26 protein-coding genes are annotated in these 25796 nt (G+C 63.5%); 14 read left to right on the top strand and 12 right to left on the bottom strand.

The window, feature by feature from the left end:
• Positions 1–2 precede the first annotated feature (2 nt).
• Genes ABG82_RS02895 through ABG82_RS02915 form a run of 5 tightly spaced genes read right to left on the bottom strand, consistent with a single transcriptional unit; the run spans position 3 to position 5892 of the window.
• On the bottom strand, positions 3–404 hold the full coding sequence (locus ABG82_RS02895; RefSeq protein ID WP_043079390.1) for a DUF6262 family protein: 402 nt from the start codon (positions 402–404) through the stop codon (positions 3–5).
• A complete protein-coding gene (locus ABG82_RS02900; protein WP_043079360.1) occupies positions 397–2652 on the bottom strand; it encodes a tyrosine-type recombinase/integrase in 2256 nt (751 codons plus the stop codon). The genes ABG82_RS02895 and ABG82_RS02900 overlap by 8 nt, the downstream gene beginning before the upstream one ends.
• Positions 2639–3847 carry a tyrosine-type recombinase/integrase gene (locus ABG82_RS02905; RefSeq protein WP_043079391.1) on the bottom strand — a complete coding sequence of 403 codons (1209 nt, stop codon included), beginning with the start codon at positions 3845–3847 and terminating at the stop codon, positions 2639–2641. Before ABG82_RS02905 ends, ABG82_RS02900 begins: the two co-directional genes overlap by 14 nt.
• Before the next feature lie 16 nt (positions 3848–3863).
• Positions 3864–5066 carry an ImmA/IrrE family metallo-endopeptidase gene (locus ABG82_RS02910; protein WP_043079361.1) on the bottom strand — a complete coding sequence of 401 codons (1203 nt, stop codon included), beginning with the start codon at positions 5064–5066 and terminating at the stop codon, positions 3864–3866.
• Positions 5067–5124: 58 nt separating this feature from the next.
• Positions 5125–5892 (bottom strand): hypothetical protein, encoded by a 768-nt coding sequence (locus tag ABG82_RS02915; RefSeq protein ID WP_043079362.1) that lies wholly within the window; start codon positions 5890–5892, stop codon positions 5125–5127.
• A gap of 358 nt (positions 5893–6250) precedes the next feature.
• Here ABG82_RS02915 and ABG82_RS02920 point away from each other — a divergent pair, with 358 nt between their 5' ends.
• From ABG82_RS02920 to ABG82_RS02940, 5 genes are all read left to right on the top strand, one after another.
• Positions 6251–7009 (top strand): type II secretion system F family protein, encoded by a 759-nt coding sequence (locus tag ABG82_RS02920; protein WP_078343790.1) that lies wholly within the window; start codon positions 6251–6253, stop codon positions 7007–7009.
• A complete protein-coding gene (locus tag ABG82_RS02925) occupies positions 7006–7590 on the top strand; it encodes a type II secretion system F family protein (protein ID WP_043080567.1) in 585 nt (194 codons plus the stop codon). The genes ABG82_RS02920 and ABG82_RS02925 overlap by 4 nt, the downstream gene beginning before the upstream one ends.
• 75 nt (positions 7591–7665) lie before the next feature.
• Positions 7666–7833, top strand: coding sequence for a DUF4244 domain-containing protein (locus tag ABG82_RS02930; RefSeq protein ID WP_162269182.1), 168 nt, complete (start codon positions 7666–7668; stop codon positions 7831–7833).
• 23 nt (positions 7834–7856) lie between these two features.
• Entirely contained in the window at positions 7857–8159 is a 303-nt protein-coding gene (locus tag ABG82_RS02935; RefSeq protein ID WP_179948709.1) for a TadE family type IV pilus minor pilin, read from the top strand.
• Positions 8113–8502, top strand: a complete 390-nt coding sequence (locus ABG82_RS02940; RefSeq protein ID WP_078343781.1) for an Rv3654c family TadE-like protein — start codon at positions 8113–8115, stop codon at positions 8500–8502. Before ABG82_RS02935 ends, ABG82_RS02940 begins: the two co-directional genes overlap by 47 nt.
• 12 nt (positions 8503–8514) lie before the next feature.
• Here ABG82_RS02940 and ABG82_RS02945 read toward each other — a convergent pair whose 3' ends face one another.
• Positions 8515–9147: a TetR/AcrR family transcriptional regulator gene (locus ABG82_RS02945; protein ID WP_043080568.1), complete on the bottom strand. Its 633-nt coding sequence runs from the start codon at positions 9145–9147 to the stop codon at positions 8515–8517.
• Between the two features lie 206 nt (positions 9148–9353).
• On the opposite strand from ABG82_RS02945, the gene ABG82_RS02950 reads away from it, so the two are divergent.
• From ABG82_RS02950 to ABG82_RS02970, 5 genes are all read left to right on the top strand, one after another.
• A complete protein-coding gene (locus ABG82_RS02950) occupies positions 9354–9815 on the top strand; it encodes an MmpS family transport accessory protein (protein ID WP_234708126.1) in 462 nt (153 codons plus the stop codon).
• On the top strand, positions 9812–12739 hold the full coding sequence (locus ABG82_RS02955; protein WP_054173177.1) for an MMPL/RND family transporter: 2928 nt from the start codon (positions 9812–9814) through the stop codon (positions 12737–12739). Before ABG82_RS02950 ends, ABG82_RS02955 begins: the two co-directional genes overlap by 4 nt.
• Before the next feature lie 116 nt (positions 12740–12855).
• On the top strand, positions 12856–13296 hold the full coding sequence (locus ABG82_RS02960; RefSeq protein ID WP_043079474.1) for a MarR family winged helix-turn-helix transcriptional regulator: 441 nt from the start codon (positions 12856–12858) through the stop codon (positions 13294–13296).
• A gap of 66 nt (positions 13297–13362) precedes the next feature.
• A complete protein-coding gene (locus ABG82_RS02965; RefSeq protein WP_043079532.1) occupies positions 13363–14457 on the top strand; it encodes an NmrA family NAD(P)-binding protein in 1095 nt (364 codons plus the stop codon).
• An 81-nt stretch (positions 14458–14538) separates the two neighbouring features.
• Positions 14539–15381, top strand: a complete 843-nt coding sequence (locus ABG82_RS02970) for a class I SAM-dependent methyltransferase (protein WP_043079475.1) — start codon at positions 14539–14541, stop codon at positions 15379–15381.
• A gap of 103 nt (positions 15382–15484) precedes the next feature.
• Here ABG82_RS02970 and ABG82_RS02975 read toward each other — a convergent pair whose 3' ends face one another.
• The 4 genes from ABG82_RS02975 to ABG82_RS02990 are packed head-to-tail and all read right to left on the bottom strand — an operon-like array spanning position 15485 to position 18713.
• Positions 15485–15853: a hypothetical protein gene (locus ABG82_RS02975; protein ID WP_043079476.1), complete on the bottom strand. Its 369-nt coding sequence runs from the start codon at positions 15851–15853 to the stop codon at positions 15485–15487.
• Positions 15850–16770, bottom strand: a complete 921-nt coding sequence (locus ABG82_RS02980) for a carbon-nitrogen hydrolase family protein (protein WP_043079477.1) — start codon at positions 16768–16770, stop codon at positions 15850–15852. The genes ABG82_RS02975 and ABG82_RS02980 overlap by 4 nt, the downstream gene beginning before the upstream one ends.
• 40 nt (positions 16771–16810) lie before the next feature.
• Positions 16811–17446: a TetR/AcrR family transcriptional regulator gene (locus ABG82_RS02985; protein ID WP_043079478.1), complete on the bottom strand. Its 636-nt coding sequence runs from the start codon at positions 17444–17446 to the stop codon at positions 16811–16813.
• Positions 17439–18713 (bottom strand): NADH:flavin oxidoreductase/NADH oxidase family protein, encoded by a 1275-nt coding sequence (locus ABG82_RS02990; protein ID WP_043079479.1) that lies wholly within the window; start codon positions 18711–18713, stop codon positions 17439–17441. Before ABG82_RS02990 ends, ABG82_RS02985 begins: the two co-directional genes overlap by 8 nt.
• 101 nt (positions 18714–18814) lie before the next feature.
• On the opposite strand from ABG82_RS02990, the gene ABG82_RS02995 reads away from it, so the two are divergent.
• The gene (locus ABG82_RS02995; RefSeq protein WP_043079480.1) at positions 18815–19402 is read left to right on the top strand and encodes a TetR/AcrR family transcriptional regulator; all 588 of its coding nucleotides are present in this window, start codon (positions 18815–18817) and stop codon (positions 19400–19402) included.
• A 2-nt stretch (positions 19403–19404) separates the two neighbouring features.
• Here ABG82_RS02995 and ABG82_RS03000 read toward each other — a convergent pair whose 3' ends face one another.
• The gene (locus tag ABG82_RS03000; protein WP_043079481.1) at positions 19405–19845 is read right to left on the bottom strand and encodes a nitroreductase/quinone reductase family protein; all 441 of its coding nucleotides are present in this window, start codon (positions 19843–19845) and stop codon (positions 19405–19407) included.
• A 209-nt stretch (positions 19846–20054) separates the two neighbouring features.
• Between ABG82_RS03000 and ABG82_RS03005 the strand changes: the two genes are divergently transcribed.
• The 3 genes from ABG82_RS03005 (at position 20055) to ABG82_RS03015 (ending at position 23151) form a co-directional block, all read left to right on the top strand.
• The gene (locus ABG82_RS03005; protein ID WP_043079482.1) at positions 20055–20954 is read left to right on the top strand and encodes an acetoacetate decarboxylase family protein; all 900 of its coding nucleotides are present in this window, start codon (positions 20055–20057) and stop codon (positions 20952–20954) included.
• Positions 20955–20995: 41 nt separating this feature from the next.
• Positions 20996–21955: an alpha/beta hydrolase gene (locus ABG82_RS03010; RefSeq protein WP_043079483.1), complete on the top strand. Its 960-nt coding sequence runs from the start codon at positions 20996–20998 to the stop codon at positions 21953–21955.
• Between the two features lie 92 nt (positions 21956–22047).
• On the top strand, positions 22048–23151 hold the full coding sequence (locus ABG82_RS03015; RefSeq protein ID WP_043079484.1) for an NADH:flavin oxidoreductase/NADH oxidase: 1104 nt from the start codon (positions 22048–22050) through the stop codon (positions 23149–23151).
• Here the strand turns inward: ABG82_RS03015 and ABG82_RS03020 are convergent.
• Positions 23148–25457 (bottom strand): DEAD/DEAH box helicase, encoded by a 2310-nt coding sequence (locus ABG82_RS03020; RefSeq protein ID WP_043079485.1) that lies wholly within the window; start codon positions 25455–25457, stop codon positions 23148–23150. The two genes, ABG82_RS03015 and ABG82_RS03020, sit on opposite strands and share 4 nt — an antisense overlap.
• Between the last annotated feature and the right edge of the window lie 339 nt (positions 25458–25796).

Here is a 25796-nt window from a genome sequence, read left to right on the forward strand (position 1 = left end):
GTCTAGCGCGGCGGGTTTGAGAGGCGGGCGATTTCGCCGTGCGCGGCCGCAAGCGCTTCGTCGCGGGCTTTGAGTTCGGTTCTGAGTTTGCTCAGTTGAGTTTGTTGGGTGGTCAGCTGGCGGCGTAGTGCGGCCACGATGGAGCTCTCGGCTGCAGGCCGTGGTTGGGGTGCCAGTGGCGCCACGTGCAGGGGTGTGTGGGCGCGGATGCGTTCGAGCAGGTCGGGGTGGGCGTAGATGGTTTTACGGGTGACCCTGGCGGTGCGGGCGACGGCATTAACGTTGATCGGCTCGCCGCGTTTGCGCCGATCGCGGATGGCTTTATCGATGCGGCGGCGGGCCTCATCGGAGCGCTGATGGGCGTGGCGGCGCAGCCCGTCGGTGCCGCGGTGATGCTCAGCCATCGCTGCGCCGCCCGCCGCTGGCATGGTTGATGATGCTCTCGTGGGCGCCGCGGGTGGCGATTGGCAGCTGGGGCCGCCTGCCCGCGGTGGCCGCGCCCGCAATCGCGCTGGGCGCAGATCCGCTGCCCGCCAAAGCATCTGAATGATTGGACAAGCGAGCGATGATGGCTTGTAGTGAGACGATTTCGCGGAGGCGTTCGCTGACCCAAACGTTGTCGTCGGTTAGCTCGCGTCCGGTGCGCTCGGCGAACTGTCGCCGGCGCCCGGCCAGGAGGGTTTGGGTGGCGGTGAGCTGACCGCGCAGATCATGCAGGTGGGTGGCATCGGTGGCGAAGTGCCCGCACGACAGGCAGGCGTTGCCCTTATCGCATGATTTCAGCGGCGGCAACAGGCACACCCCGTTGGGCAGCACCCGGTCGGTGCGCTTGCCGAGTTGGGTCATCTCGTAAATGTCTGAGGGGCTGATCGCGATCTCGGCGCCCATCGCACCGATCTTCTTGTGTTTCAAGAATTCTGCTTCGGAGGTGGCCGCCAGCGTGGCGGCGTAGCGGGCGGTCATCTCCGGGCTTTTGTGACCCAGGTAGCGCTGCACGACATGGAACGGGACACCGTCATTGAGTAGCTCGGTAGCGCGTGTGTGCCGCAGCCGGTGCGTCTGGGAGAACCGCAGCGCATTGCCCTGGGCATCGACGAGGCGGTGGACGGCGTCCAGTTTCTTGAGTGCGTTCAGATATGAGGTGTAGGGGCGGGCGCGTTGGCCTTGGTGCTGGTGCACCATCCCCACAAACAGGTACTTGGGCTTGATGCCGGGGTAGCGGCGCGCCAGCCAGCGCTGCTGCTCGCGGATGACATCGACGATCTGTTGTTCTACCAAGATGGTGGGATCCACTCCGGCGACCTTGGTCTGCTGATAGCGCAGCCGCGCCACGAAGATGCCGGTATCTGCACCGGCCGGGGCTGCGGCACCCGGAATGGCTTGCAGCGGGTCATGATCGAGCATCAGGATCTCCGAGGCCCGCCGACCGGTCATCGCCTGCAGCAGCCAGGCGCGGGCGGCTTGCGGATCGCCCAGGCCGGCCATCACCGAGATCTGCCCGTCGGGGTGGGTGAGCACCACACGTTCTTCCGTGTCGGCGCTCAGCACCTGTAAGTAGGCCAGCATCCGCTGCAAATCAGCGGTGCTATACCAAGTCAGCTCGCGCGGCCGACGGGTTTTGCGCGGCAGGTAGGCCGGTGCCCACAGCCGGGTATGGCCGATCCCCAACTCTTTCCAGCGTTTGTCCCCGGTGGCGGCGGCAGCTTCGGCGCCGTGATCGTGCATGAAGGTGTAGAACGCTTGCACCTGGTACTGGATCTCGGTCACCAGGTAGTCGCCCAGGGTGCCGGATTTGGTGGTGGCCTCAGGGCTGCGCAAGTAGGCCAGAAAATCCATGAACACGGCGCGCAGCTGCTCGGGATCAGCGGTGATCAGCGGGTTGTCGTGGTAGTTGTTGCGTTGGCAGAACAGGCCCAGATGCCGGCCGAGAGTTTGGCAGCGGCTCACCGCGGTGGTCCAGGTGAACAGCTGGTGGGTGATGGCGGTGCGCATCCAGAACCGCAGCCCCTCCCGCAGCCACACCGGTTGTATGCCAGCGAGTTTGAGCACGCGCTCGTGATGGGGTTCATGCTCGCGTTGCGGGATCCGCGGGTCGATCCGCAAGTCCCAGGTGTCATAGCTCCACCACGGCGCCGAAGCGGTGCGCACCGCCAGCAGCGTGTGCAGGTGCTCGACGGTCCATTCCAGGTTGCGGCGGTAGGAGGCGGTGGGCAGGCGGTGGCGGCGCTGCTCGAAGAGCACCGTGGCGTGCCGCACGATGTCGGGCACACTGATATCGAGCAGGCTTGCCGGGGGTCGGCCGTGGCGGCGCCGGTATTCGGCGGCGGCGGCGGGCAGGGCCTGGGTGAACCAAACGATCTTGGCCGGGTCGATCCGGCGCAGCCCTTCGTGCCAGCATGTGTACACCCACCACGCCAGCTCGTCGGCGAAGCGGGGCGGCCCGGGCGGGGTGAAATCGTAGCCATCGCATCCGGGCGTGGCTGTGGCGTAGTAGCGGTTCTGCACGAACACCTCGCTAAACGGTGCCGTATCGATCCGGTACACCGGCTGGCGCCACGGCGCAGGCACTTTCGCCCACTGCTGCTCCCACGCAGAACTCTCGGCGCGGCAGGGGCCGAGCTGTCCGGTCGGTGGTGGGTCAGTGGGTGCCATCGTGCAGGCCCTTCCATCCGGCGGCGTAGTTCTTCCACTGCGCCGCGGTGCGCATCGCAATGTCTTCGGTCACCCACCCGTAGGTGGACAGGGTGGTCTGGATATCCAGATGCCCCAGCCGGCGCATCACCACATGCGCGGGCACACCGCAGGCCAGCAGGGCGCTGGCATGGGTGTGGCGCAGCCAGTGCGGCGACCAGCCTGCCGGGAGAGGGTCTTTGGCGGCCCTGTTGATCGAGCGAACCTTGGCGTACACGGTTTCGGGGCGCAGCGGCGCGAACAGGGCGCCGGCGGCGCGGTTGACGAACACGAAATGGCTGTCCAGATCGGGCACGGCGAGGTCCGCGCCGGCGTCCACCAGCTGCCACACATACGCCGAATACAGGGCCTCTAAATCATCTCCGACATAGATGCGTCGCGGCTGGCCCTTGACCCGCACCCCGTGCGGGTGGTCCTGGCGGGCCGCCACATCGATCCACGGGGTGCCTCCGGCGCCGATACAGAAATCCTGATGCCGCAACGACAATGCTTCGCCCAGACGCATCCCCGTCTCAGCCAAGGTGGCGAACAGCAACCGGTCCCGCAGACCAGCCTGCGATCCTGACCACAGCCCATCGGTGTCCTGGATGGCGCACGCATCCAGGATCAGCTGTACCTGCGTGGGCAGCAAAATAGGTGTGCGGCGGGCATTCTCACCCCGCACCCGGTAGATGGGCCGGTCCCGGCGCGGTCGCCGCCCGACCCCGGCCAGCATCGGCACGTAGCGGGAGCGGCCCCGCTTGCCCAGGGAGCCGTAGAGCTTCTGATAGGGCACGTCCAGGTTGTGGGCGTGCGCCTGATAGCGGTAGAACGCCAGCACCGCGGCGGCCCGCTGCTGCACTGTCGCCGCCGCCAGCCAGCTTCCCTCAGGCCCTACCCGTGTGGTCCCGGGAAGATCCCCGGTGCGCAGATACGTCAGGAAACCGCCGAACAGTGAGGTCGAGATCTGTGTCCAGCCGGTCCCGGTGTGCTCCAGCAGCGTCCACCACGCCGCCAAGCCGGCGGCGTACGCGCGGACCGTGTGCGGGGAGGCCTGATCATCGCGCAGGAACGCGATGTATTCGGCGACCGGGGCGATCGGCAGGTGATCAGCACCGACCACCGTGTACCAGCGCGAACCATCAGCTACATCACGCACCCGCTGCACCCGCGCCACCACAGGCCCCGTCCGCTCAGGCCCGCCGCCGCCGGTACGCGGCGAAATCGGCCACACCACTGGAACCGCGCGGCGCCGGCCGTGTCGCAGTGCTCAAGGCGGGCACGGCCATACGCTGACCGACCAGAAATTCCTGCAGCATGTCCAGCGGCCACATCACCCGGTGTGCCATCAACGCCTCCGGAGAGCTGACACCGAACGCAAACTCGATCCACTTGCTCATCAACCGGGGTCGCTCAGGTTTACGGTCATCCCAACCCGGCTCGGTACGTCCCCAGGTGAAGCCGGTGTCAGCGTTGATCCGGGTGTACAGCTGGGTGCGCAGCATGTCGTAGCGGTCGTTATCGAGGGCGCCCGAGTCATGGAAATGCCGAAGCAACGCACCCACCGAGATACCCCACTTCTGCTTGACAGGAAGCAAATTCAGCAACGACGGAGCACTTTTGACTGAGTGCGATACCGCGGCGAACGGCGCCAGGAACTCCGAAGCGAACCGCGATGCCTGATCTTCGTGCTCATCGGTCAACTCGGCGGCATTGGTGTGCAGAATCAAATGCCCCAGCTCGTGGGCCAGTGTCCAGCGGGTCCGTTCCCAGGAATCGAGCTCCCGCAACACAATCAGCGGCCGCTCCCGGAACTCACCCACCCAGGTCGAACAACCCAGATGCTTTTCCAGCCGACCCCGTGAATTGTCTTCCGGCGCACTACCACCGAAGCGCTCGTAACGCATCACTACCGGGATACCGCCGCGCTCGAACAAGTGCGTCAGATCGCCGATCGGCACATCACGATCAACGCCCAGGCATTGGCGAGCATGCAGAGCCGCCGCGACAGGGTCCGGGTCAGGGGCCGCACTGATCTGAACCGGAGGCAGCTTGTGCCGGCCGTTCATCTCCAGCAGAAAGTCGCCAGAAAGCGCAATGAACTGCGCCATCCGGTTCTTCTCGGTCTCCGTCGTCGATTTCGGAGCCCGGAATAACAGCTGATCAGGCTCTACACGACACACCGGCATGGAAGTGAAAAACAATGCAGGAACCCGTAATACGACCATCAACGCTGCCAGCTCGTCCTCGCGGACCTGGGCGGTCTCTGCCCGCTCCAGCCGCGACAAACGCGCACCGGACCATCCCACAGCCTCCATGACAGCCTTTGCTGTCAGTCGTCTCATCAAGCGGGCCTGGCGCACCCGCAGACCAAAAATTTCTACCGTCTTCGTCATAGCGATCCCGATTCAACACTAACGCCCGTGACGCTAACCGACAGGTATGACAAACCTGTCACGCTGGTGCAGGACCAGTACCCTCTTCGCTGTCCTTGCCGAAGTCCTCGAAATCGTTGTCGGAGGTATCTTCTTGCCGGGTAACCAACTTCGGCAGCGGCGCAGAAGCCACGATCACCGTGTTCGTGCTGTCGTCGATTCCGATCACCGCAGCCAAAAACACCTCCAGGACATGCAGACTGTCCGGACTCAACGTCCACAACACGAACCAGTCGTAGCCGGTGGGCTTGCGTTCGAGATGGTCGAACTCGCCACCAAAGGTGTACTGCCCGTTGATCACTTCCGGTTCGGGCGACCCGCCGTCGTCGGCCTCCGTGGTGGCCTTCTCGGCCACACGCTGCGCCTCGGCTTCGGCCAGCTTCAGCGCCGCCTCTCGCTGCGCCTTGGAGGGATACACAACCAGCCGATCGTGCTCGGCCACCACTTTCGAGGGCGCCTTGCGCACCCGTATACCCTCCCCGCCGCGGCCATCGTCCAAGATCGCTGACATGCCCTGACCGCAGCGAGTGGTCAAAGAACCCTTCGCTGGTTTCTCCCCCTCGGGCAGACCCACACCGGATTCGCGGTCGGTGCGCGCCTTGATCAACAACCCCCGCACTGAGGTGCAATGCAACTGGCCATGCATATCGGAAGGGTCCGAGAAAACCGGCTCCCACAACTCGGCCGTCTTCAACACCGCGTCGGCCACATCCTTGCGCACCTGCGCAAGCGCCTCGTGATGCTGGCGCACCAGAGTGTCGCACTCCACCTGCACTTCTAGGTTCATGCCCGAAGGATTCCATAGACGTACCTACTTCGCAATAGGTACACGCCGTTTTCTCTTCACAAAAATTATCGCGGCTCATCTACTTAGTATACATGCATACTAAGCATAAATTGCGTTGTGGCACAACATAATTAATCAAATTCTATCAATTCTTTTACTGATAACTGGGCCAATGCATCTGCCATATAAGGCGATTCGCAAATGTCCGGCGGCTGGCCGAGATCGCGGTCGTGTGCAAGGGCAACGACGGGATCGCGCGGGTGACACCCGCATGGAGTAGTGACGGCGGGCGCGGACCCGCCGCGGAGCAGTTGGATGCGCTGATCGCGGGGAGAATCGCGTGACGTCGCCGGCCTTGCTGTTGTTGGCTGTGGCATTACTCATTGCCCCGCAACGACATCGGCGCCTCAGATGCCCCGGAAACGGTTCGGGGCAGAGGAACGGGAAACTGGTGGTCGCATTGTTGGGTGCGCTGGGCCTGGCGGCGCTGTGTCTGTTTCCGCTTTCGGTGGTGATGGCGATCGCGGTATTGGGAGGGACTTTCGGCATCCGGTGGCGCCGCCGCCGTAGGTATCGCGCCGACTCGGAGGAGCTGAGTGGTACGGAATCCGGGCTCGACGTTGTGGTCGGTGAACTGAGGGTAGGGGCGCATCCGGTGCGGGCGTTCGAGGTCGCGGCCGCAGAGCTCAGCGGGAAGGTAGGCGAGGCGTTCGCCGCCACGGCAGCACGGGCTCGTGTGGGTGTGAATCTGGATCCGGCCGTGCCGACCGCGGGATCAGTGTCGCCGCAATGGGATCGGATTGCCCGCAGTTGGTCACTGGCGCAACGACATGGCCTTGCCGTTGCCGATCTGCTTGATGCTTGCAGGGCCGATTTACAAGAACGGCAGCGGTTTGCGGCGCGGGTGAACGCGGGGTTGGCCGGCCCACGCGCGACCGCGGCGGTGCTAACGGGTCTGCCCGTGGTGGGTATCGGACTGGGCCAAATGATCGGAGCGCGACCCCTCACTGTGCTGTGCTCGGGAGGGGTTGGCGGCGCTCTGTTGGTTGTTGGGGTGCTGCTGGCATGCATCGGCCTGTTGTGGTCCGATGCGATCACGGGGAAGGCGCTGCGGTGAGTGCCGCCCTGCTGATGCTGGCCGCGGCCGTCCTGACCGCGCCCGGGGCGTTGCGAGCTCGAGCAAGGATGTCGCGTGGTCGTTTGTCCGCTCCCATCGTGGATGACTCCGCCGAAAAAGGCTTGCTGGGCATGGCGTTCAGTCTCGACATGCTCTGCGTGTGTCTTCGATCGGGGATGCCGGTCGCGGGGGCGGCGCTGGTAGTCGCGTCTTCGGCGCCGCGAGAGCTGGCCCGGATGTTGCATCGCGCGGGCGAGATGCTCGCGCTCGGTGCGCCGGCATCGACTGCGTGGGCGGACACCGGCGCATCCGATGAACCGGGATACGAACAGCGCGAGGCGCTCACCAGACTGGCGCGGAGATCGGCCGACTCAGGCGCGATGATGGCGGACGGTATTGCTTCACTGGCGCTGCAGTGCCGCCGGGATGCGCTGGATTCCGCCGTGGTCACCGCGGAACGAGCCGGCGTACTTATCGGTGCCCCGCTGGGTTTGTGTTTTCTGCCTTCATTCGTCTGCCTGGGCATCCTGCCTGTCGTGATGGGGCTGGCACGCGATGTGTTCGACAGCGGTGTGCTGTGACCTGTGGAAGATCCGCAGGCCTGAGAGGGAGGGAATCCATTGATACACAAAGTAGTAACGAAGTTGCGCCGGAGGATGACAGTGGTCGTCGAGTCGGAAGACGGCATGTCTACCGTGGAATACGCCATCGGGACAATCGCCGCGGCCGCGTTCGGGGCGATCCTGTATACGGTGGTCACCGGGGACTCGATAGTCAGTGCGCTTACCAACATCATCACGCGCGCGCTCAACACCAGCGTTTAGGCGGCGATGCCGGAGCCGTCACTGTGGAGGCCGCGTTCGGTATTGCGGCGTTGGTGGCGGTGCTGGTGATGTGTGCCGCTGGAATTCAGGCGGTATCGATGCAGGTGCGCTGTGTGGATGCCTCGCGTGAGGCGGCGCGGCTGGCGGCGCGTGGTGACGATGCCGACGCACGGTCGGTGGCTCGCCGGATTGCTCCACAGGGCGCGGCGGTTGAGGTTCGCCGCGATGGTGGCTATGCGGTGGCGCGGGTCACGGCGAGGAGCCGCCTGTTGCCTGCCATTGCGATTGCCGCTGAGTCTGTTTCGGCGATGGAACCCGAGGGCTGATAGCGGCTCGGCGACCATTGTCGCGGTGGCCATGGTGGCGGTGCTGTTGGTGTTGACGGCTGGGGGCGCCGCTGTGGGTTCGGCAGTGGTGGCCCGACATCGTGCGCAGGCGGTGGCTGATCTGGCGGCCCTGGCCGGGGCGCAACACGCTCTCTACGGTGCCGCGCCGGCCTGTGTTGAGGTGGGTGTGATCGCACGGAGGATGGGCGCTGCCGTCGCTAGTTGTGTCGTCGAAGATCTCGATGTGGTTGTCGGCGTGTCTGTTCCGGTGATGTTGGGTCGGTTCGGCATGGGTCCGGCCCGGGCGGCGGCCCGCGCGGGCCCGGTCACCGAAAGCACGTGACCGCTGCAGTGATCAGCGCTTGGTTGCCGAGGGTGCGTCGAGATACGGAGCCACCGCGGCGTAGAAGATCTCGACGTGGATGTTGACTATGTGTTGGCGGTCCAGGTCGGGGCGGGAGCGCCACCAATGCCCGAGACGTTCCGCTGCCCCGGACATGGCGTGCGAGAGTCCTTCGACAAAAAGTTCGGGTATGTCGGGATGGTCCTTGGTAATCAGCGCGTAGATCGTCTCGATATTGTCCAGCCGCAGGGCGGATAGTTCTTCACGTGACTCGGCAGGTAGCACGGCGGCACTGCCGTAAATGAGCTCCCACCGTTCGGGATGAGTCTCCAAGAGCCCAAAGAAAAGGTCTGCCGCAGTGGCGAACTGCTCGCGTACCGCCAGCGTGGGATCGGCTCGCTGTATCAGTGCCTGCGCAAAATCGGCATGAGCACGTCGGGCGCACGCTAGGTATGCGCCGTCCTTGGTTTTGAAGTGGCGGTAGGCGATCGGCTTGGTAACGCCCGCGGCCTGGGCAATGTCACTCAACGAGACGGCGGCGAATCCACGCTCGAAGAACAGCTGCTCGGCGGCGTCCAGCAAGTGTGCGTGGCGCTCTGCCCACGGCTGGCGCGATGCTGCGCCGGGTGTGGGGCTTGTCTCCATGGGCCAACATTCTAGCTTCGACTTGTTACTTCGAGTAACAAGAGCTATGTTACCGAAGGTAACAACGAGATGTGTGCCGTCAACCCTGAGGAGCCTGCGATGAGTGGGGGATTCTGCGTGCGGGGATGCCTCCCCGCGCCGGTAACGAGCGACGAGGAGAATTTCGTGTTCGCTGTCCGTGCAGTCCTAGCCGGGTGTACCCAATGGTGAACCGGCGCAAACAGTCTCGGGGTCGTATCGGGCGAACACTCGGCGCGTTGTGGATGCCTTTGGTGGCGCTCATCGTCATCGCGACCGTGGGCTTCGGCGTGAATCGGATTCGGGAGAAGTCGCTGGCGATCAGCCACCCGCCGACTACCCGCCCGATTCCGGCCACGGTGGTTCAGATCAATCCCAAGAACGTCACCTATGAGGTGTTCGGCACCTTGGGAACTAGCGGGAAAGTGTCCTATGCCAACCTCAATAGTGAACCGGTCGACGTCGTGCTGACCTCGCTGCCGTGGTCGGTCTCGGAGACCACGATGTCCTCGGCCGCGTCGCTGAGCCTGGTCGCGCAGGTGGACGGGGATTCGCTGGGTTGCCGCATTCGGGTCAATGGTGAGGTCCGTGAGGAACAGGTCGTCAACCATTCCAGTGCCGCGGTCGCATGCACGGTGACGGCAGCATGACATCGGGTCAGCAGCCGCAGGAAGATGCGGACACGGGTCCGGTGCTAGTGCCGCCCGCGCCGGTAACGGCGAAGGCTGAAAAGCGGCCTGGGCCAGCGCGATTGCTGCGTGTACTGGCGATCCCGGTGGTGATCTTCTGGGTCATCGCCGCCGCTGCCCTGAACATCTTTGTGCCCACCCTGGAAGAAACAACAGCCGCCAACGCCAAGGCGATGATTCCGCGCGACGCTCCCTCGTCGGCTGCGGCCATCACCCAGGGGCAGGACTTCAAGGAGTCCGATTACACCAGCATGGCGGTGGTTGTCCTCGAAGCAGAGGGACGTCAGCTCGGCGAGCAGGACCACAAGTACTACAACGAGATGGTCCGTCGTCTACTCGAGGACAAAGAGCATGTGCAGTCGCTGATGGATCTGTGGGGTGACCCGGTGACTCGGTCGGGTCAGCAGAGCGCGGACGCGCAGGCCGCGACGCTGACGGTGCGGCCCGCCGGAGACCTGGGCGATGCCGACTCGAATCGGTCCATCAAGGCGATCCGCGGGATTATTGAGAAGCTGGACAAGGACAAGCCCGAGGGACTCACCGTCTACGTGAGTGGCCCGGCCCCGCTGGCCTCGGACACGCTCAATGCCGCCGACGAGAGCATGGTCACGCTGACCATCGTCACCATCGTGGTGATCATCGCGATGCTGCTCATCGCCTACCGCTCTATCACTCGGGCGATCATCCCGCTGTTCGGTGTGTTGATCACGCTGGCCACCGCGCGCGGTGTGGTGTCGCTGCTGGTGGAAAACCACGTCATCGGGATCTCGTCCTTCGCGATGAACATGGCGGTATCCCTCGTGCTGGGCGTTGCCACCGATTACGGCATCTTCTACCTGGGCCGTTTTCAGGAGGCCCGTCGGGCCGGGGAGGACCGGGAGTCTGCGTATTACACCTCGGTACGCAGCGTGGCCCATGTTGTTCTGGGGTCGGGTATCGCCATCTCGGGTGCGTGCCTGTGCCTGAGTTTGACGACGCTGGATTACTTCCGAACTCTGGGGCCGCCGTGTTTCGTGGCCATGGTTGTGGCGGTCATCGCGGCCCTGACGCTGGGCCCGGCGCTGCTCACGCTGGGCAGCAAGGTGCCCTGGCTGTCCGCGCCGGCCAAGACCAGCCCGGCCTGGCGCAAGCTCGGTACCGCGATTGCGAAGTGGCCGGTAGCCATGATCGCGGTTGCGGCACTGGTGATTCCGTTGTGTATCGCCAACTTGGCCAATTACACGGTCAGCTACAACGACCGCGATTACGCACCCAAGAGCGTGGAGTCGTCTCGTGGGTATGACGCTGCGGATCGCCACTTCCAGCCGAGTCAGCTGTCCATCGACACGTTGTATATCAAGGCCGATCACGATATGCGCAACACCACCGACATGATCAGCCTGGATCGCATTGCCAAAAACATCGTTCGCACACCGGGTATTTCGATGGTGCAGAGCATCACCCGGCCCAACGGACGGCCCTTGGAACACGCCTCACTGCCGTATGCGATGGGGTCGATGGGCACCAAGATCGGTCAGAATCTGGGGTTCTTGAAGGATCGGGTGGCCGATATCGACACCATGGCCGCCCGCATGGGCGACATGATGGACTCCAGTAAGAAGATGGCGGACATCACCGGTCAGCTCTCCGCGGGTACGGAGATGTCCGTCGAAGCGTCAAAGGGTTTGAAGGCCGCGATGGACAAGACTCGCGATAACCTGTCCAACTTCGACGATTTCTTCCGCCCGATACGTAACTACCTCTATTGGGAGCCACACTGTTTCGACATCCCCATCTGCTGGGCGATGCGCTCGTTGAACGAATCGGTGGACAACATTGACGAGGCGACTTCACAACTGGGGCCGATGGTCGATGGCCTGAGCATGGTCAATGCGGCCACTCCGCAAATGATCACTCAGCTCAATGCGATGGTGCAGAACATGGCGGTGATGCAACAGCTGACCCTGACCATGCAGAGCCTGTTTCATGCCACCATTGCTCAACTCGAACCCATGATCAATCCGATGGTCGATATGGGCAAGGCCTTCGACAACGCCAAGAACGATGACTTCTTCTTCATGCCACCGGAGTCCTTCAAAACTAAGGACTTTCAGACCGGTTTGAAGTTCATGATGACCCCCGACGGCAAGGGCGCCCGCGTCCTGATCTACCACGAGGGTGAAGCCATGAGCCCGGAAGGTATCGATCAGATCCAGCGGGCGCAGGCCGCCGCCCACGAGGCCATCAAGGGCACGTCGTTGTCCAATGTTCAATTGCTGGTGGCCGGAGCATCTGCGAATTATCGTGATGTGCAGGCGTTTTCCATGAACGACATCTTGACGATGATGCTGGCTACCTTCGGGTTGGTGTTCCTGATCGTCATGGTCATCACCCGAACCCTGGCGGGTTCGGTGATCGTCCTGATCACCGTGGTGCTGTCCTTCCTGGGCTCACTCGGGCTGGCGGCATTCATCTGGGAAACCCTGATCGGCATCGAATTACATTGGCTCACACTGCCCATCGCATTCATCGTGCTGGTCGGAGTGGGCTGCGACTACAACCTGCTGCTGCTGTCCCGATACCGCGAAGAGCTGCACGCAGGAATCCGCACCGGCCTGATCCGCACCATCGCCGGATCTGGAAACGTCGCCGTCACCGCGGCCTTCGTACTGGCCGGCACCATGCTGGCCATGCTCTCCAGCGACGTGGTCAACATCGGCCAAGCCGGATCCACCATCTGCATCGGACTGATCTTCGACATGATGATCGTACGACTGTTCCTGGTAATGCCACTGGCCAGAATCCTAGGCCCCTGGTTCTGGTGGCCGCAGAAGCTGCCCTCGCCGAAACGGGCCGCGTTCAGAGACGAGCCTGAACACGGCGAGTCGGCGACCGCGCGGATGTGACGACTCGGCGTCGCGGGCCACGGAATAAGCAGTGGCCCGCGACGCCGAGGATGCGGGAACAACTACTGGTTGGACATCGCATTGCCTGGAAATGATGTATATGCAACAATGGTCCTATGCTTACCGACGCCGTCGACGAGATCGCCAGTAGTTGCCTCGCGGTTCGGGTTCGGCTGCTGGGTAGGGCTGTTACCGGCGTTTATGACCGTGCGCTTGAAGGTCGAGGGGTGAGCATTGCCCAGGTCAACCTCATGGCGGCGCTGGGCAAGGCTGGCCCCTGCTCGCCGGCGCGCATCGGCGAGGTGTTGCAGTTGGAACGCTCGACCGTGAGTCGCAACCTGGGTCTGTTGATCAGGCATGGCTGGGTGGAGGCGGTCTCCTCCGATGCCAAGGGGGTGCGCGAGGTCGCACTGACCCCATCGGGCAGTGAAAAGGTCCAGAGCGTGATGCCTGAATGGCGGCGGGCGCAGGAAGAGGCCGCTCTACTCCTCGGGGCCGGTGGGGTCAAAGCCGTTCGTGCGCTGGCGGCCAATATTGGTCTGTTGCCTGGTGATTAGCGATTGAAGCAAACCGCCCCTAGCCATCCTCAAATGTTGCATATACACCATAAGGAGCAAGTCGCAATGTCATCGCATTCCACTTCAAGAATCTTCATGATCGGGGCGACGGGCGCTCAGGGCATTCCTGTCACGCGAGCCCTGGTGGCCGACAAGAAGTACTCCGTCCGATTCCTCACCCGCGATGCCACGAGTGCACGTGCGAGAGCACTGCTCGAGTTGGGAAACACCTCGGCCCTTGAAGGCACGTTTGCAGATGAAAGCGTTCTGCGACAGGGGTTCCGTGGGTGCGACGGTGCATTCATCAATATCGACGGGTTCAACACCGGTGAGAAGACCGAGATGTACTGGGCGATCCGCGCGTATGAGATCGCAATCGAGGAAGGGGTCAAGTTCTTCGTATACGGAAACCTCGATTACGGTCTCAAGAAGTCGGGGTATGACTCCAGGTACCGCGTTGGCCACTATGACGGTAAGGGGCGCATCGCCGAATGGATTCTGCTGCAAAATCAGTCAAATGCCGAACGGATGGGTGCGGCAATTTTCACCTCGGGTCCATATATCGAAATGGCGATCTCGCCACTGACTCCCATGGCACCCACGGTGGAGGACGGCGTCGTCACCTGGCGGGTTCCGCTTGGTGATGGAGCGGTACCGCATGTTTCCCTTGAGGATTGCGGCTATTACGTCCGGTGGCTCTTCGACAACACCGGCCGCTCCACTGGCATGAATCTGGAAGTGGCTATCGACCACATCCCATACAGCGAGCTTGCTCGGGCGTTCGAGAAGGTGACGGGACATCCTGCGCAGTACATCGATACGGACCTGGACACGTACTGGCAGGGCCCACTTGGCGGCATGGCTGACAGGCCGGCCGGATACAACGCGGACCCGGGCGACCCAAGCACCATGACATTCCGAGACAACTTCACCGGGTTTTGGAATCTGTGGAAAGACGGAATCGTGACACGTGATTACGCGCTGCTCGATGAGATCCACCCGAACCGAATCCGCACCGCGGAGCAGTGGTTCCGGCGCGAGGAGCAACTGGGCAGGGAGCAGGGGAAAGGCGGCCTGTGGGAACGGGTCCAGCCGGAAAGCTGGAGTCTGGACGCCGCGATTTTGAAGAGTAGTCAAGACCTGCGGACCGGCAAGTTGTGATGGTCACGAGCCCGATGGGTTTGTAGGTTCCGCAGATGCAGCGCCCATAAATGGGTTGTTGGCGCCGATAGGCTGACGGCCATGAGCGAGAGCGGCGAATGGCTGGACGCGAATCGTGCCAACTGGGACGAGCGCGCCCAGATTCATGCGGCCCGCGATGGGTCCGGATACGAGGTCCAGACGTTCGTCGAGGATCGAGCGTTGCTGTCCGAGGTCGTCCGTTTCGACTTGCCGCTGCTGGGTGATATCGCGGGCAAGAACGTGGTGCATTTGCAGTGTCACATTGGTACGGACACCATCTCGCTGGCCCGTCTGGGTGCCACCGTGACGGGGCTTGACTTTTCGGAAGGTGCCGTACGTGAGGCGCGGGCGTTGGCCGCAGAGGCTGGAGATACCGTGACGTTCATCCAGGCGGATGTCCATGATGCGGTAAAGGTGTTACCGCGCAATAGTTTCGATTTGGTGTACACCGGAATCGGGGCGTTGTGCTGGTTGCCGCGTGTTGCTGCCTGGGCCCAGGTGGTGTCGGGGCTGCTCGTTCCGGGCGGGTCGCTGTTCATACGTGAAGGCCACCCCATCTTGTGGTCGGCGGACGAGTCTCTGACCGATGAGCCGCGCCTGCGCTACTCGTACTTTGAGCACGACGAACCGCTCGAATGGGATGACGGCCAGACGTATGTGCCGACGGACAAGATCATCCAATCGTCCAAGACCTACGAGTGGAACCATTCGCTGGGCGAGATCGTGACGGCACTGATCACCAGTGGGCTTCGTATCGACCTTCTTGCCGAGCATGACAGCGTGCCGTGGGAGGCACTGCCCGGTCAGATGACGTTGCGGCCCGACGGTGAATGGGCACTGACCGAAAGGTCGGGTGTGATGCCGTTGACGTACACGATCAAAGCGACTAAACCCGCTTCATAACAACCGGTTACAGGGCGCCGATTCGGAGCGTGCGGTCGATGTCCTCTACAACATTTGGATGTCCACGCTGTACGGTTCCGCGTGATCGCTAAGTCTCTGAAATCTATTGCACTGCAACTAGTACCAGGCTGCCGCTCATCGCCGCGAAGGAAGTGAAGGTGGCGGCCTTGAAAGCGGCGTTGGAAGTGATGTGCGCGTTGAACGCCATCGGGAGGAACAAGGTGGGATTGAGCAGCGTGCCGTAGACCAGGACGGCGACCAGCCAGCCCGGCAGGTTGGGCACCGCAAGACCCACCGCGATCAGAAGTATCCCCATGATGATGTAGTCGAGGTGGGCCTGTAGGAACCTGCGCCCGTTCGTCACGCCGATGCGCTTGAATAATTGTGGGGCAAGGAAGTTGGCGGCAACCACCCATCCCATGAGTGCGCCGAAGGCCAGCTCTGCCAGCCCGACGCGGACCACGAGATTCATGCGGTCACCATGTTTCTGCGGTACCAGCGACGGCCGTGCCACCGTTGGTAATGCCATGCCGCGGTGGGCAATATGCCGCGCGGATGCAGCCAGAATCTGTCGGGAATCTCGGTCATGGGTGATTGGCGTCCGAGGTCGATATCGCCGAGAATGACGCCGGGTCCTTCTTCGGGACGGCGCTCGGCGATGACGTGGCCGGCGCTATCGGTGATGAGGGTGGACCCTTCGAACCGGCCTCGGTACTCCAGCGGAATCCAGGGCATGGCACACCGGAACTCGCCGACATGCGCGGCGTGAACAACCGGGGCGCCAACGTATTTCGCGAAGGTAGCCGCTGCCGCTCGGGCCGTTTGGTGGTTGCGGCGTTCCATGGCTCCGAAGATCGCGTGTGGTGGCCAGGGAGGTATCGACCACCAACCAGAGCCGGTCAGCACCAGATCGACGCGAGTACGCATGCGTTGGGCCGTGCGGGCTCGCATCAGCTCCCAACATACCGCCGCGCCGATGTCGAGCGTGCCGGCACGAAGTACGCCGTCGTCGCGGCCGCCGATGTAGAAAGAGTTCTCCCACATGGTCGGTAGGTCCTTGTCGTGTCGCCCGACCAACCCGGTCGAGTCGGCGGCGAAATAGGCGTTGCGGACGTGTCCGTCCTTGTCGCGGCAGAGGAATGAGCCACCGACCAGCGCGTCGTATCGCTGGGCGAGCGTGCACAGCAGGGAAGTGGCCGCTCCGTCGGGGGAAAGTGCGGCGTCCTTGAGTGATGGGTCGAACGCGATTCCGCTGGTGAAGAACTCAGGGAGCGCGATGATTTTCGCGCCGGCCCGGCCGGCCTCCTCGGCCAGTTGAGAGCACATTTCCAGATTCGCGGCCACGTCGCCGATGACCGCCTCGAGTTGGATCGCAGCTGCCAGCACCATAAATTGAACGCTACTACAAAACTGAACGGTCCTACAAGACTTATTGAGGAACGAGTCCGCGCTCGATGATGTCGCGGCCCAGTGCCAGCACGTGCCGCATTTCGGTGGGCTCGAGTCGCAGCCGGTCGGGGCGCAGGTTGAGTGACAGCACGCCATTCCACGCACCCCACAAGAAGATTGACGTGCGCACCGGATCGGGACAGTGCACTTCGCCTGCCGCGTCGGCCCGGCGCAGCACATCGGCGATGTCGCCGACCAAGGCCTCGACCTTGTCGGCAATGCGGCGCTCGACCTCGTCGGCCATATCGCCGGGAGGTACGTCAAGGGTGCGGAGCGCGATCATGCGGAAGTACCCCGGGTTCCGTAGATGAAAATCGCAATACGCGTCGCTGGCGGCTCGCAGTTCTTCCATGGGAGTACGTCCCTGACCGAATGCCACGGCCATCGCCTGCTCGTTGACCAGCAAGGCCCGCTCGACGAGCGCGAGATAGAGGCGTTCCTTGTTCTTGAAGTGGTGATAGATGGAACCCACCGCGAGGCCTGCGGCCTCGGCAATGGCGTCCATCGTGACCACGTGGAACCCGCGCTCCACGAAAAGTCCTTCGGCTGCGTCGAGGATGGCGGCTGTTGTTACGGCCGTGCGACGGTCTTGACGCCGGGCCTTGGTCTCAGACACCCACCGAGGTTACGGGCTTTTGCCGCGATGCCAACCAGCGTGCGTAGTTTCGCAATGCGCGGCGCTGTACGCGTTGATCCATTGCCAGCGCCCAGGCCGCGGGCACCCGCGGTGCGGGGTTGTCGCCCTTGGCCATCCGGCGCAGCTGATACCGGACCATGGCCATGCTCGCCGCCGCGGCCAATTGTTTGTTCTTCCATGTGACGGCCCGTAGTACCGCGGTGGCGCCCAGCCCCTCGCGCCAGCGGTGCGCAAGGTCCGGGGTCACCGCGAGCGCAGTGCCGATACCCACCATCGCCACGTGATTGGCCAGCACCTGATCGGCTGTTTCAATCCGGGAAATCCCCCCTGTCAGCATCAGGGGCAGGGCACTGGTTGCGGCCAACTCGGTGGCGAGATCCAGAAAGTACGCCTCTCGGGCGGCGGTGCGCCCATCGGCGGGGCGGCCGGTCATGGCCGGACTTTCGTAACTCCCGCCGGAGATCTCGACCAGGTCCGCACCGACGGGTTCCAGTAGTGCGATCACCTTGCGTGCGTCATCGGCGTCGAAGCCGCCGCGCTGAAAGTCCGCGGAGTTCAGCTTGACGGCGACGGCGAATTCTGGGGACACCACCGTGCGGATCGTTCGGACGATCTCGATCAGCAACCGGGCGCGATTCTCCAGTGAGCCGCCCCACTGATCGGTGCGGTTGTTCACCAACGGTGAAAGGAATTGCGAGAGTAAATATCCGTGTGCGGCATGTACTTCTACCCCGTCGAACCCCGCCTGCTCGGCGCGCTCCGCGGTAGTCGCGAAACGCAGGATGGTGTCCTCAATCATGCGTGGGGTCATCGCAACCGGCTTACCGAATCGTTTGGATTGGCTGCCGATGTCGACGGCGATGTTGGACGGTCCCCACACCACGCCCGGCATGTTCGCCTGAACCTGGCGGCCGGGGTGGTTGATCTGCATCCAGATGCGTGCGCCCGCGGACTTTCCCGCTTGCGCCCAGCGCGCAAAGGGATCCAGCGGTGCGCTGGAGTCGAGCACAATGCCGCCGGGGCCGGTCAATGCTTCGGCATGCACCATGACGTTCCCGGTGATGAGTAGCCCGGTGCCGCCGGCGCCCCAGCGGCGGTAGAGGTTGATCAGTCGGTCGTCGGGGACTTGCCCGGCGCCGGCCATGCCCTCCTCCATGGCTGCCTTCGCTATCCGTGACGGAAGGATTTGGCCGCTGCGCAGTTGAAGAGGTGTGAACAAGCCATCGGCTCGAAGATCATTTGTCACGCGGATGCCTCCCGGCCCAGTAATGTAATCAGTGCTTACAACGTCCTAGCGACACGGTAGGCGCGAATGTAAGCACTGTCAACACTGGTTAGGTTTCAGGTATGGCCACCACGTCCGAGACGTATCACCATGGCGATCTGCCCAGCGCGCTGCTGCGTGCGGCCATGGAACTCCTCGAAGAGAACGGGGCCAGTGAGCTGTCGCTGCGCGCTGCCGCACGGCGTGCAGGGGTATCGACCGCTGCCCCGTATCGGCACTTCGCCGATCGCAATGCGTTGGTGTCTGCGGTTGCGGCAATCGGCTACCAGCAGTTGGCGGCCGAACTCGCGGCGGCCAGTGCCGAACCGACTACCGTCGATGATTTTGCCGCGGTCGCGATCGCCTATGTGCAGTTCGCCATTGAGCGGCCTGGCCTCTTTCGGGTGATGTTCGCCGAGCCCTGCGATCCGAACAGCCCGGAACGGACCGCCGCCGCGGCGGCGATCGGGGAGTATCTCGAATCGATTGTCGCCAAGACATTTCCGGCGTCAGAGCCCGAAGCGGCCGCCAACGCGATGTGGGCCCTGGTGCATGGGCTGGCCTTCCTGCACCTGGATGGGAAGTTCGAGACCCAGCCCCCTGAGGCCGTGGTGGCGCGGGTGCGCGCTGCCGTGCGCGCGGCGCTCGCGGCCGCCGACCACGGGCAGTGATTTCAGTCGAGTAGTTCGCAGATCACTACTGGGATGTCGCGTGAGGTCCGCCGCTGGTAACCGGCGTATCCGCTGTACGCGCCCACGATCTGCGGCCAGAGTTCCGATTTTTCCGTCGCGTCCGCGGTGCGGGCGTGCACTTTGTGCCGGCGCCCGTTGAGGATCAGTTCGGCGTCGGGGCGCGCTTGCAGGTTCAGATACCACTCGGGGTTGCGATCGTCACCACCCTTCGACGCGACCAGCACCACGCGGCCGGAGTCGTGGACCGGGGTGGTCAGGTAGCAGGACCGCGGTAGCCCGGACTTGCGGCCAACCGTATGCAGCTCCACTACCGGCATCCCGAAGGGTTCGGACAGCAACCGGTTGCCGCTAACGGTGAGTACCACTCGATGCGCGAGATTCATCAACTTGGCTCCGCGGTCTTTCAGCGCGTTCTTGCTCATGATCTGCTCCTTGGGCTGATGCGCCCGCTCGGGGACGGTCCCGATCCGAACCGTGTTAACGGTGCAAACATACCAGCGGAGTGAGCGGTGTCAACATTGCATATTCGCCTGCTGGGGCCGCTAGGCACGGTGAGTTGACAGTGCTTACATGCGGACTTAAGTTGCGATGTAAGCGCTGCACACACCGCATCGATCGAAAGGGCTCTCGGATGCCGGCTGGGACCGTCGAAGTGGATTTGGGAAATCGTGTGGTGACCGTTCCTGTGGGTGGCCTCTACGACCGATTTCGGATGGATACCGATCTCGATGAGGTCGCCCGCGATCCGCGCGTCAGCGGTGTCGAGTTCTTTCGCCGCTTGCCCAAGACGGAGGTCGACGCTCCCTTCGGCCCCACGCTCACCCCGAACTTCTACTACCGCGTTTCGACGGCCCGGTTGGTCATGCTGGCGCCCACCCGGGCGATTCGCACGCGGTTGCCGGCGGAGCTAGCTCCACTGGAATTGGTGCCCGGGATCGGGCTGGTTTCGGCGATGTTCTTCCGCTACGACGTATGCGATATCGACTTTTACACCGAGGCCGCCATCGCGGTCGCCGTTCGGCCGGCCCGGCATCGCGGCCCGGGATTCATCGACCTGGCTGCCGCGCTGCGGTTCAAAGATGTTTATTCCTATGTACTTTCGCTGCCCGTCAGTTCGGAAATCGCTCAGGTTCGCGGCCATGACGGGTACGGGTTCCCTAAGTGGGTCACCGGGATCGACGTCGATGTGGACCGGCGGCGGACCGAGGTGCGTGTGTCCAATGACGCGGGCGGCGTCGATGTGGCGTTGTCGGCGCCGACGCCGCGACAGCGGACCCATGGGAGTGGGCAATGCGTCACCCCGTCCACCTCCTACACGACCATGGGTGACGCGTGGTATTCGACGTTGAGTCAAACCCATGTGCTGTCGACGGGTGCGGCGTACCTTCCGCGTAACGTCAACCTGGAGATCGGGCAGGGGCATCTGGCCAGCGATCTGAGGACGCTCAGGCCGATCCGCACGGTGCAATTCGAGGTCATGGCCGAGGCGCAGGTGGCCCTGCACATGCCTGTACCGTTCTCGATCCACTAGCCCCGCCCGAACCGGTAAACACCTGGCTGTAGCGTGACCTGATGCTCGTCACCCTGCACCCCAAGTCGGGTCTCAAGGCACGCTTGTCCTTCTTGTTCGTGCTGCTTTTCGTGAAGCCGCTGCTGATCTTGTTCCCGATCTTCGACGGGGGCCTTCGGCAGCTCAAATGGCTCGATCGTGGCGCGCAGCGCGGGCCCGACGCACCCGGCATCCAGCGCACGCGGGTGACCCTGGCCGACAGGCCCACGGACCTGATGATCGCGGCGGGGACGGCGCCGTCGGATTCCAGCACCGCGATTCTGTATCTGCACGGGGGCGCGTTCATCGCATGCGGTCCGGCCACCCACCGCAAGATCACCGGTCTACTGGCCCGTCAGCTCAGAATCCCCGTGTACGTGCTGGACTACCGGCAGCTACCGGAGGTGGGCGTGGGTTCCTCGGTGGCGGATGCGGTGCAGGCCTACCGCGAGCTGTTACAGGACTACGAGCGCGTGATCGTTGTCGGAGATTCGGCCGGTGGGTACCTGAGCGGCAAAGTCATCGAATACGCGCATAACCATGGGCTACCAAAACCCGTTGCGTATGTGGGCTATTCGCCGTTGTTGGATCTGGACCTGGGTGCAAATCCGGAAAGCACCAGCCGTCATGACGCCTACCTGCCCAAGAGCAAGCTCAAGAAGCTGGCGCCCAAGTTCGATAGGGGGCCAGTGGAATTCACCGGAGAACGCCGCGTGATCTCGGTGCCCGTCGAGGCCTACCCGCCCACCCTGCTCATCACCGCCCAGGATGAATTCCTGGAACCGGATGCCATCGAGCTTGCCGAGAAACTTTCCGCGGCAGGAGTGGTGGTCAACGTGCACAGCTACTCGTGGCAGCTGCACGCGTTCCCGGCCATCGCCGTCTCGCGCGATACGGCCGAGGCTGTGGTGCTCTCGGCAGACTTCATCCGTGAGGCGCTGGCCGCCGCTGAGCAGGGGCCGGTGACCGAACAAGCCGGGTAGCGGTACCCGGGAAGTATCTTGGGCCCATCGGCGTTGGACTGTGCCGGGCCAGCGGTGCTGGCCGAAGACCCAACGCGAGGAGCCTTCGCACCATGAGCCAGCTGTTCGAGCCGTACCGGTTGCGTGACATCACCATTCCCAACCGGATCTGGATGTCGCCGATGTGCCAATACTCGGCGGAACCCACCGGGCCGCTGGTTGGGACACCGCATGACTGGCACCGCACGCATCTGATCAGCCGCGCCATCGGTGGTGCTGGACTGGTGTTCACCGAGGCCACCTCGGTGAACGCGCAGGGCCGGCTCTCTCCGTACGACACCGGCCTGTGGAATGACACCCAGGAGCACGCCTGGGCCGCCATCGTGGAAGGAATCAAGCAGTATGGCGCCGTTCCGGCGATACAGCTCGGGCATGCCGGCCGCAAGGCGTCCACCGTCGCGCCATGGGACGGGCACCATTCGCTGGATCCCTCGGATCCGTTGAGTTGGCAGACAATTGGGCCAACGGAGGCGCCGTACGGTGACTTCGTACCACCGGTATCAGCCGCCACCGCCGACCTTACGGCGATCATCGAAGACTATGTCGGTGCCGCGCAACGTGCGGTGCGGGCAGGTTTCCAGGTGCTTGAAGTGCACGCCGCGCACGGCTACATTCAGCACCAATTTCTTTCTCCGGCAAGCAATACTCGCACCGACGAGTATGGAGGTTCGTTCGCGGGGCGGGTCAAGTTCACCCTTGATACCGTCACGGCAGTGCGCAGCGTCTGGCCCGAACATCTCCCGCTTTTCGTCAGGGTCTCGGCCACCGACTGGCTATCCGAGGAACCGGGGCTGGAAGCCGACAGCTGGACACCCGATCAGACGGTCGAGCTGGCCAGGCTGCTGCAGGCCCGTGGAGTAGACCTCATCGATGTATCGACGGGGGGCAATGTTCCGCACGTACATATCCCGACCGGGCCCGGGTACCAGGTGAGGTTCGCGCGGCGCGTGCAGACCGAAACTTCGCTTCCCGCAGCGGCGGTCGGCATGATTACCGAATCGCATCAGGCAGAATCCATTCTCGCCGCGGGGGATGCCTCCGCGGTACTGCTGGGCCGCGAGTTGCTGCGCGACCCGTACTGGCCACGGCGCGCCGCACGCGAGTTGGGTGCTGAACTGAATCCCGTGGTGCCCAAGCAGTACGCGCGAGCTTTCTAGCGCGGCAGCCGGGATAGCACCAGCCGTAGCACCTTGATCGCCGCCGCCTTGTCCAGCGGGGAATTTCCATTGCCGCACTTGGGTGATTGCACACAGGAAGGGCAACCCGCCTCGCATTCGCACGCCCCGATGGCATCGGCCGTGGCGCCCAGCCACGTTGCCAGCTGTTCGTACCCCCGCGCCGCGAAGCCCGCGCCACCGGGATGGCCGTCGTATACGAACACCGTCGGGAGGCCGGTCTCCGGCTGCAGGGCGGTGGACACGCCGCCGATATCGCCGCGGTCGCAGCTGGCCACCAATGGCAGCAGGCCTATGGCGGCATGCTCGGCGGCATGTAGGGCTCCGGGAATCGACAGTGGATCGATATCGATGCCCGACAAGGCTTCCGGCGTGACCGTGTACATCACCGCTTTGGTGCTCAGCGTCGAGGAAGGCATATCGAGTTCCACGAAGTCGAGGATCTCGCCGGTCGCCAGCTTGCGCAGATAGCCGATCACCTGGTGCGTCACATCCACCGGCACCAATCCGATGTGTACGTCACCCAGGGCGACGCGCTCTCCTTCGCCGGTGATCGCGATATCGATGGTAGAGCGAGCAAAGGTCGAATAATCGGGACGGTCGTTGTGTACCAAAGCGATTCCGTCGCCAAAGTCGAGCGAATCGACGACGTAGGTTTCGCCGGAATGCAGGTAGACCGCGCCCGGATGCACCGTCGCCGGCGCGCGACCGGTATCGACGGTGCCCAATACCCGTCCGGTATCGGCCTCCAGGATCATCACCTGCCCGCCGATCGAGCCGCGAATATCCACCGCCGCATACGGATTGAGGCCAGGGGCGGCGAAGTATCCGCCTGGCCGTTTTCTTAGTAGACCGTCGTCAACCAGATCGGACACCACCTGCCCGGCATCGAGGGAGTGCACATCATCTTCACTCAGGGGGAGTTCTGTTGCCGCGCAGAGCAGATGTGGGCGCAACACATGCGGATTGGTGGGGTCGATCACCACCGCTTCGATCGGCTTGTCCAACAGGGCAGCGGGGTGGTGCACCAGATAGGTGTCCAATGGATCATCACGGGCCACCAGCACCACCAATGAGCCCTGGCCCCGCCTGCCGGAGCGGCCGGCTTGCTGCCAGAACGAGGCCACGGTGCCCGGGAAGCCGGCCACCACGACGGCATCCAGCCCGGCGATATCCACGCCCAACTCAAGGGCATTCGTGGTGGCCGCGCCGGTCAGCGTGCCCGTGGACAACGCCTGCTCCAAGGCGCGACGATCCTCGGGCAAGTATCCGGCCCGATATGCGGCCACCTGTGACGCCAGGCCGGGGTCGACCTCGGCCAGTCGATGGGCGGCGCCCAGTGCCGTCATCTCCGCGCCGCGCCGCGATCTGACGAAGGCCAGCGTCCGTGCGCCCTCCTGGACCAGATCGGCCAACAGGCGCGACGTCTCGGTACTGACCGGGCGGCGCACAGGAGCCCCGTTCTCGCCGGTGATCGGCAACAGCGGCGGTTCCCAGAGGGCAACGGTACGCATCCCGTGCGGTGATCCGTCCGCGACGACCTCTTCCACGGGTTGCCCGATCAGGGCCTGTGCTGCCGCGCCAGGATTCGCTGTGGTGGCACTGGCGAAAACCACCGTCGGATGCGAGCCGTAACGTGCACACAAGCGCAGCAGCCGCTGCAGCACGAGCGCCACATTTGATCCGAAAACGCCTCGGTAGTAATGGCATTCATCGACCACGAGGTAGCGCAGTCCGCGCAGGAAGGCCGACCAGCGGGTGTGGTTGCGCAGCAGCGACACATGCATCATGTCGGGATTGGTGAAGATCCAGCGAGAGCTTTCGCGCGCGAACCGCCGCAATTCGTTGGAGCTGTCGCCGTCGTATGTGCAGGGCAGTATCCGGTCGAAATTGTCAATCCCCGTGATTAATTCGCGCACCGAGCGCAATTGGTCGTGGCCGAGCGCCTTGGTGGGTGCCAGGTACAGGGCTCGGGCACGGGGCTCGGAGGCCAGGGCCGTCAGGATCGGCAGCTGGTAGGCGACAGACTTCCCGGACGCGGTTCCGGTGGCTACCACCACGTGGCGACCCGAGAAGGCCAGGGAGGCGGCGGCTACCTGGTGCGTCCACGGCGCTGCCACGCCTTGGGCGCTGAATGCGGCTACCGCGTCGGGATGAGCCCAGTGCGGCCAGTTGGCAACCTCGGCGTTCCGGGCAGGAATATCGCAAATATGCCGTACCGGAGTCTCACCGCTCGGGGTGCCTGCCACAATAAGATCCAGCAGTTCACGGCCGTAACCGACAGTCACCGCAAAACCCCTTGTGACCTGCACACTTGTGCCAAAACGGTGTTGATTTCGCTACCGCATATGGCCATAATGCCAGGGTAAGGCAGGGCTAAAGGTGGCCGAAGTTTCGCCACTGTTCACCGAACTTCCTATCAATTATGTGGCACACCGCTATCGCCAACGCCCCAAACATGCTCTACTTAGGGCGGTCGCAGCTTCTGTGTTCGTGTTTTGCACTCGCAGGATCGACGTTGCGGTCGCGGTTCCTGCGAGGGTCATCTTCACGGGGTATGGCGGTCGGAACGGGGCCCGACGTACCGAACGGCGCGTCGCACCCGGTGTAAGAGAAGGAAAATCAAG

This window comes from Mycobacteroides immunogenum (assembly GCF_001605725.1).
Taxonomy (GTDB): domain Bacteria; phylum Actinomycetota; class Actinomycetes; order Mycobacteriales; family Mycobacteriaceae; genus Mycobacterium; species Mycobacterium immunogenum.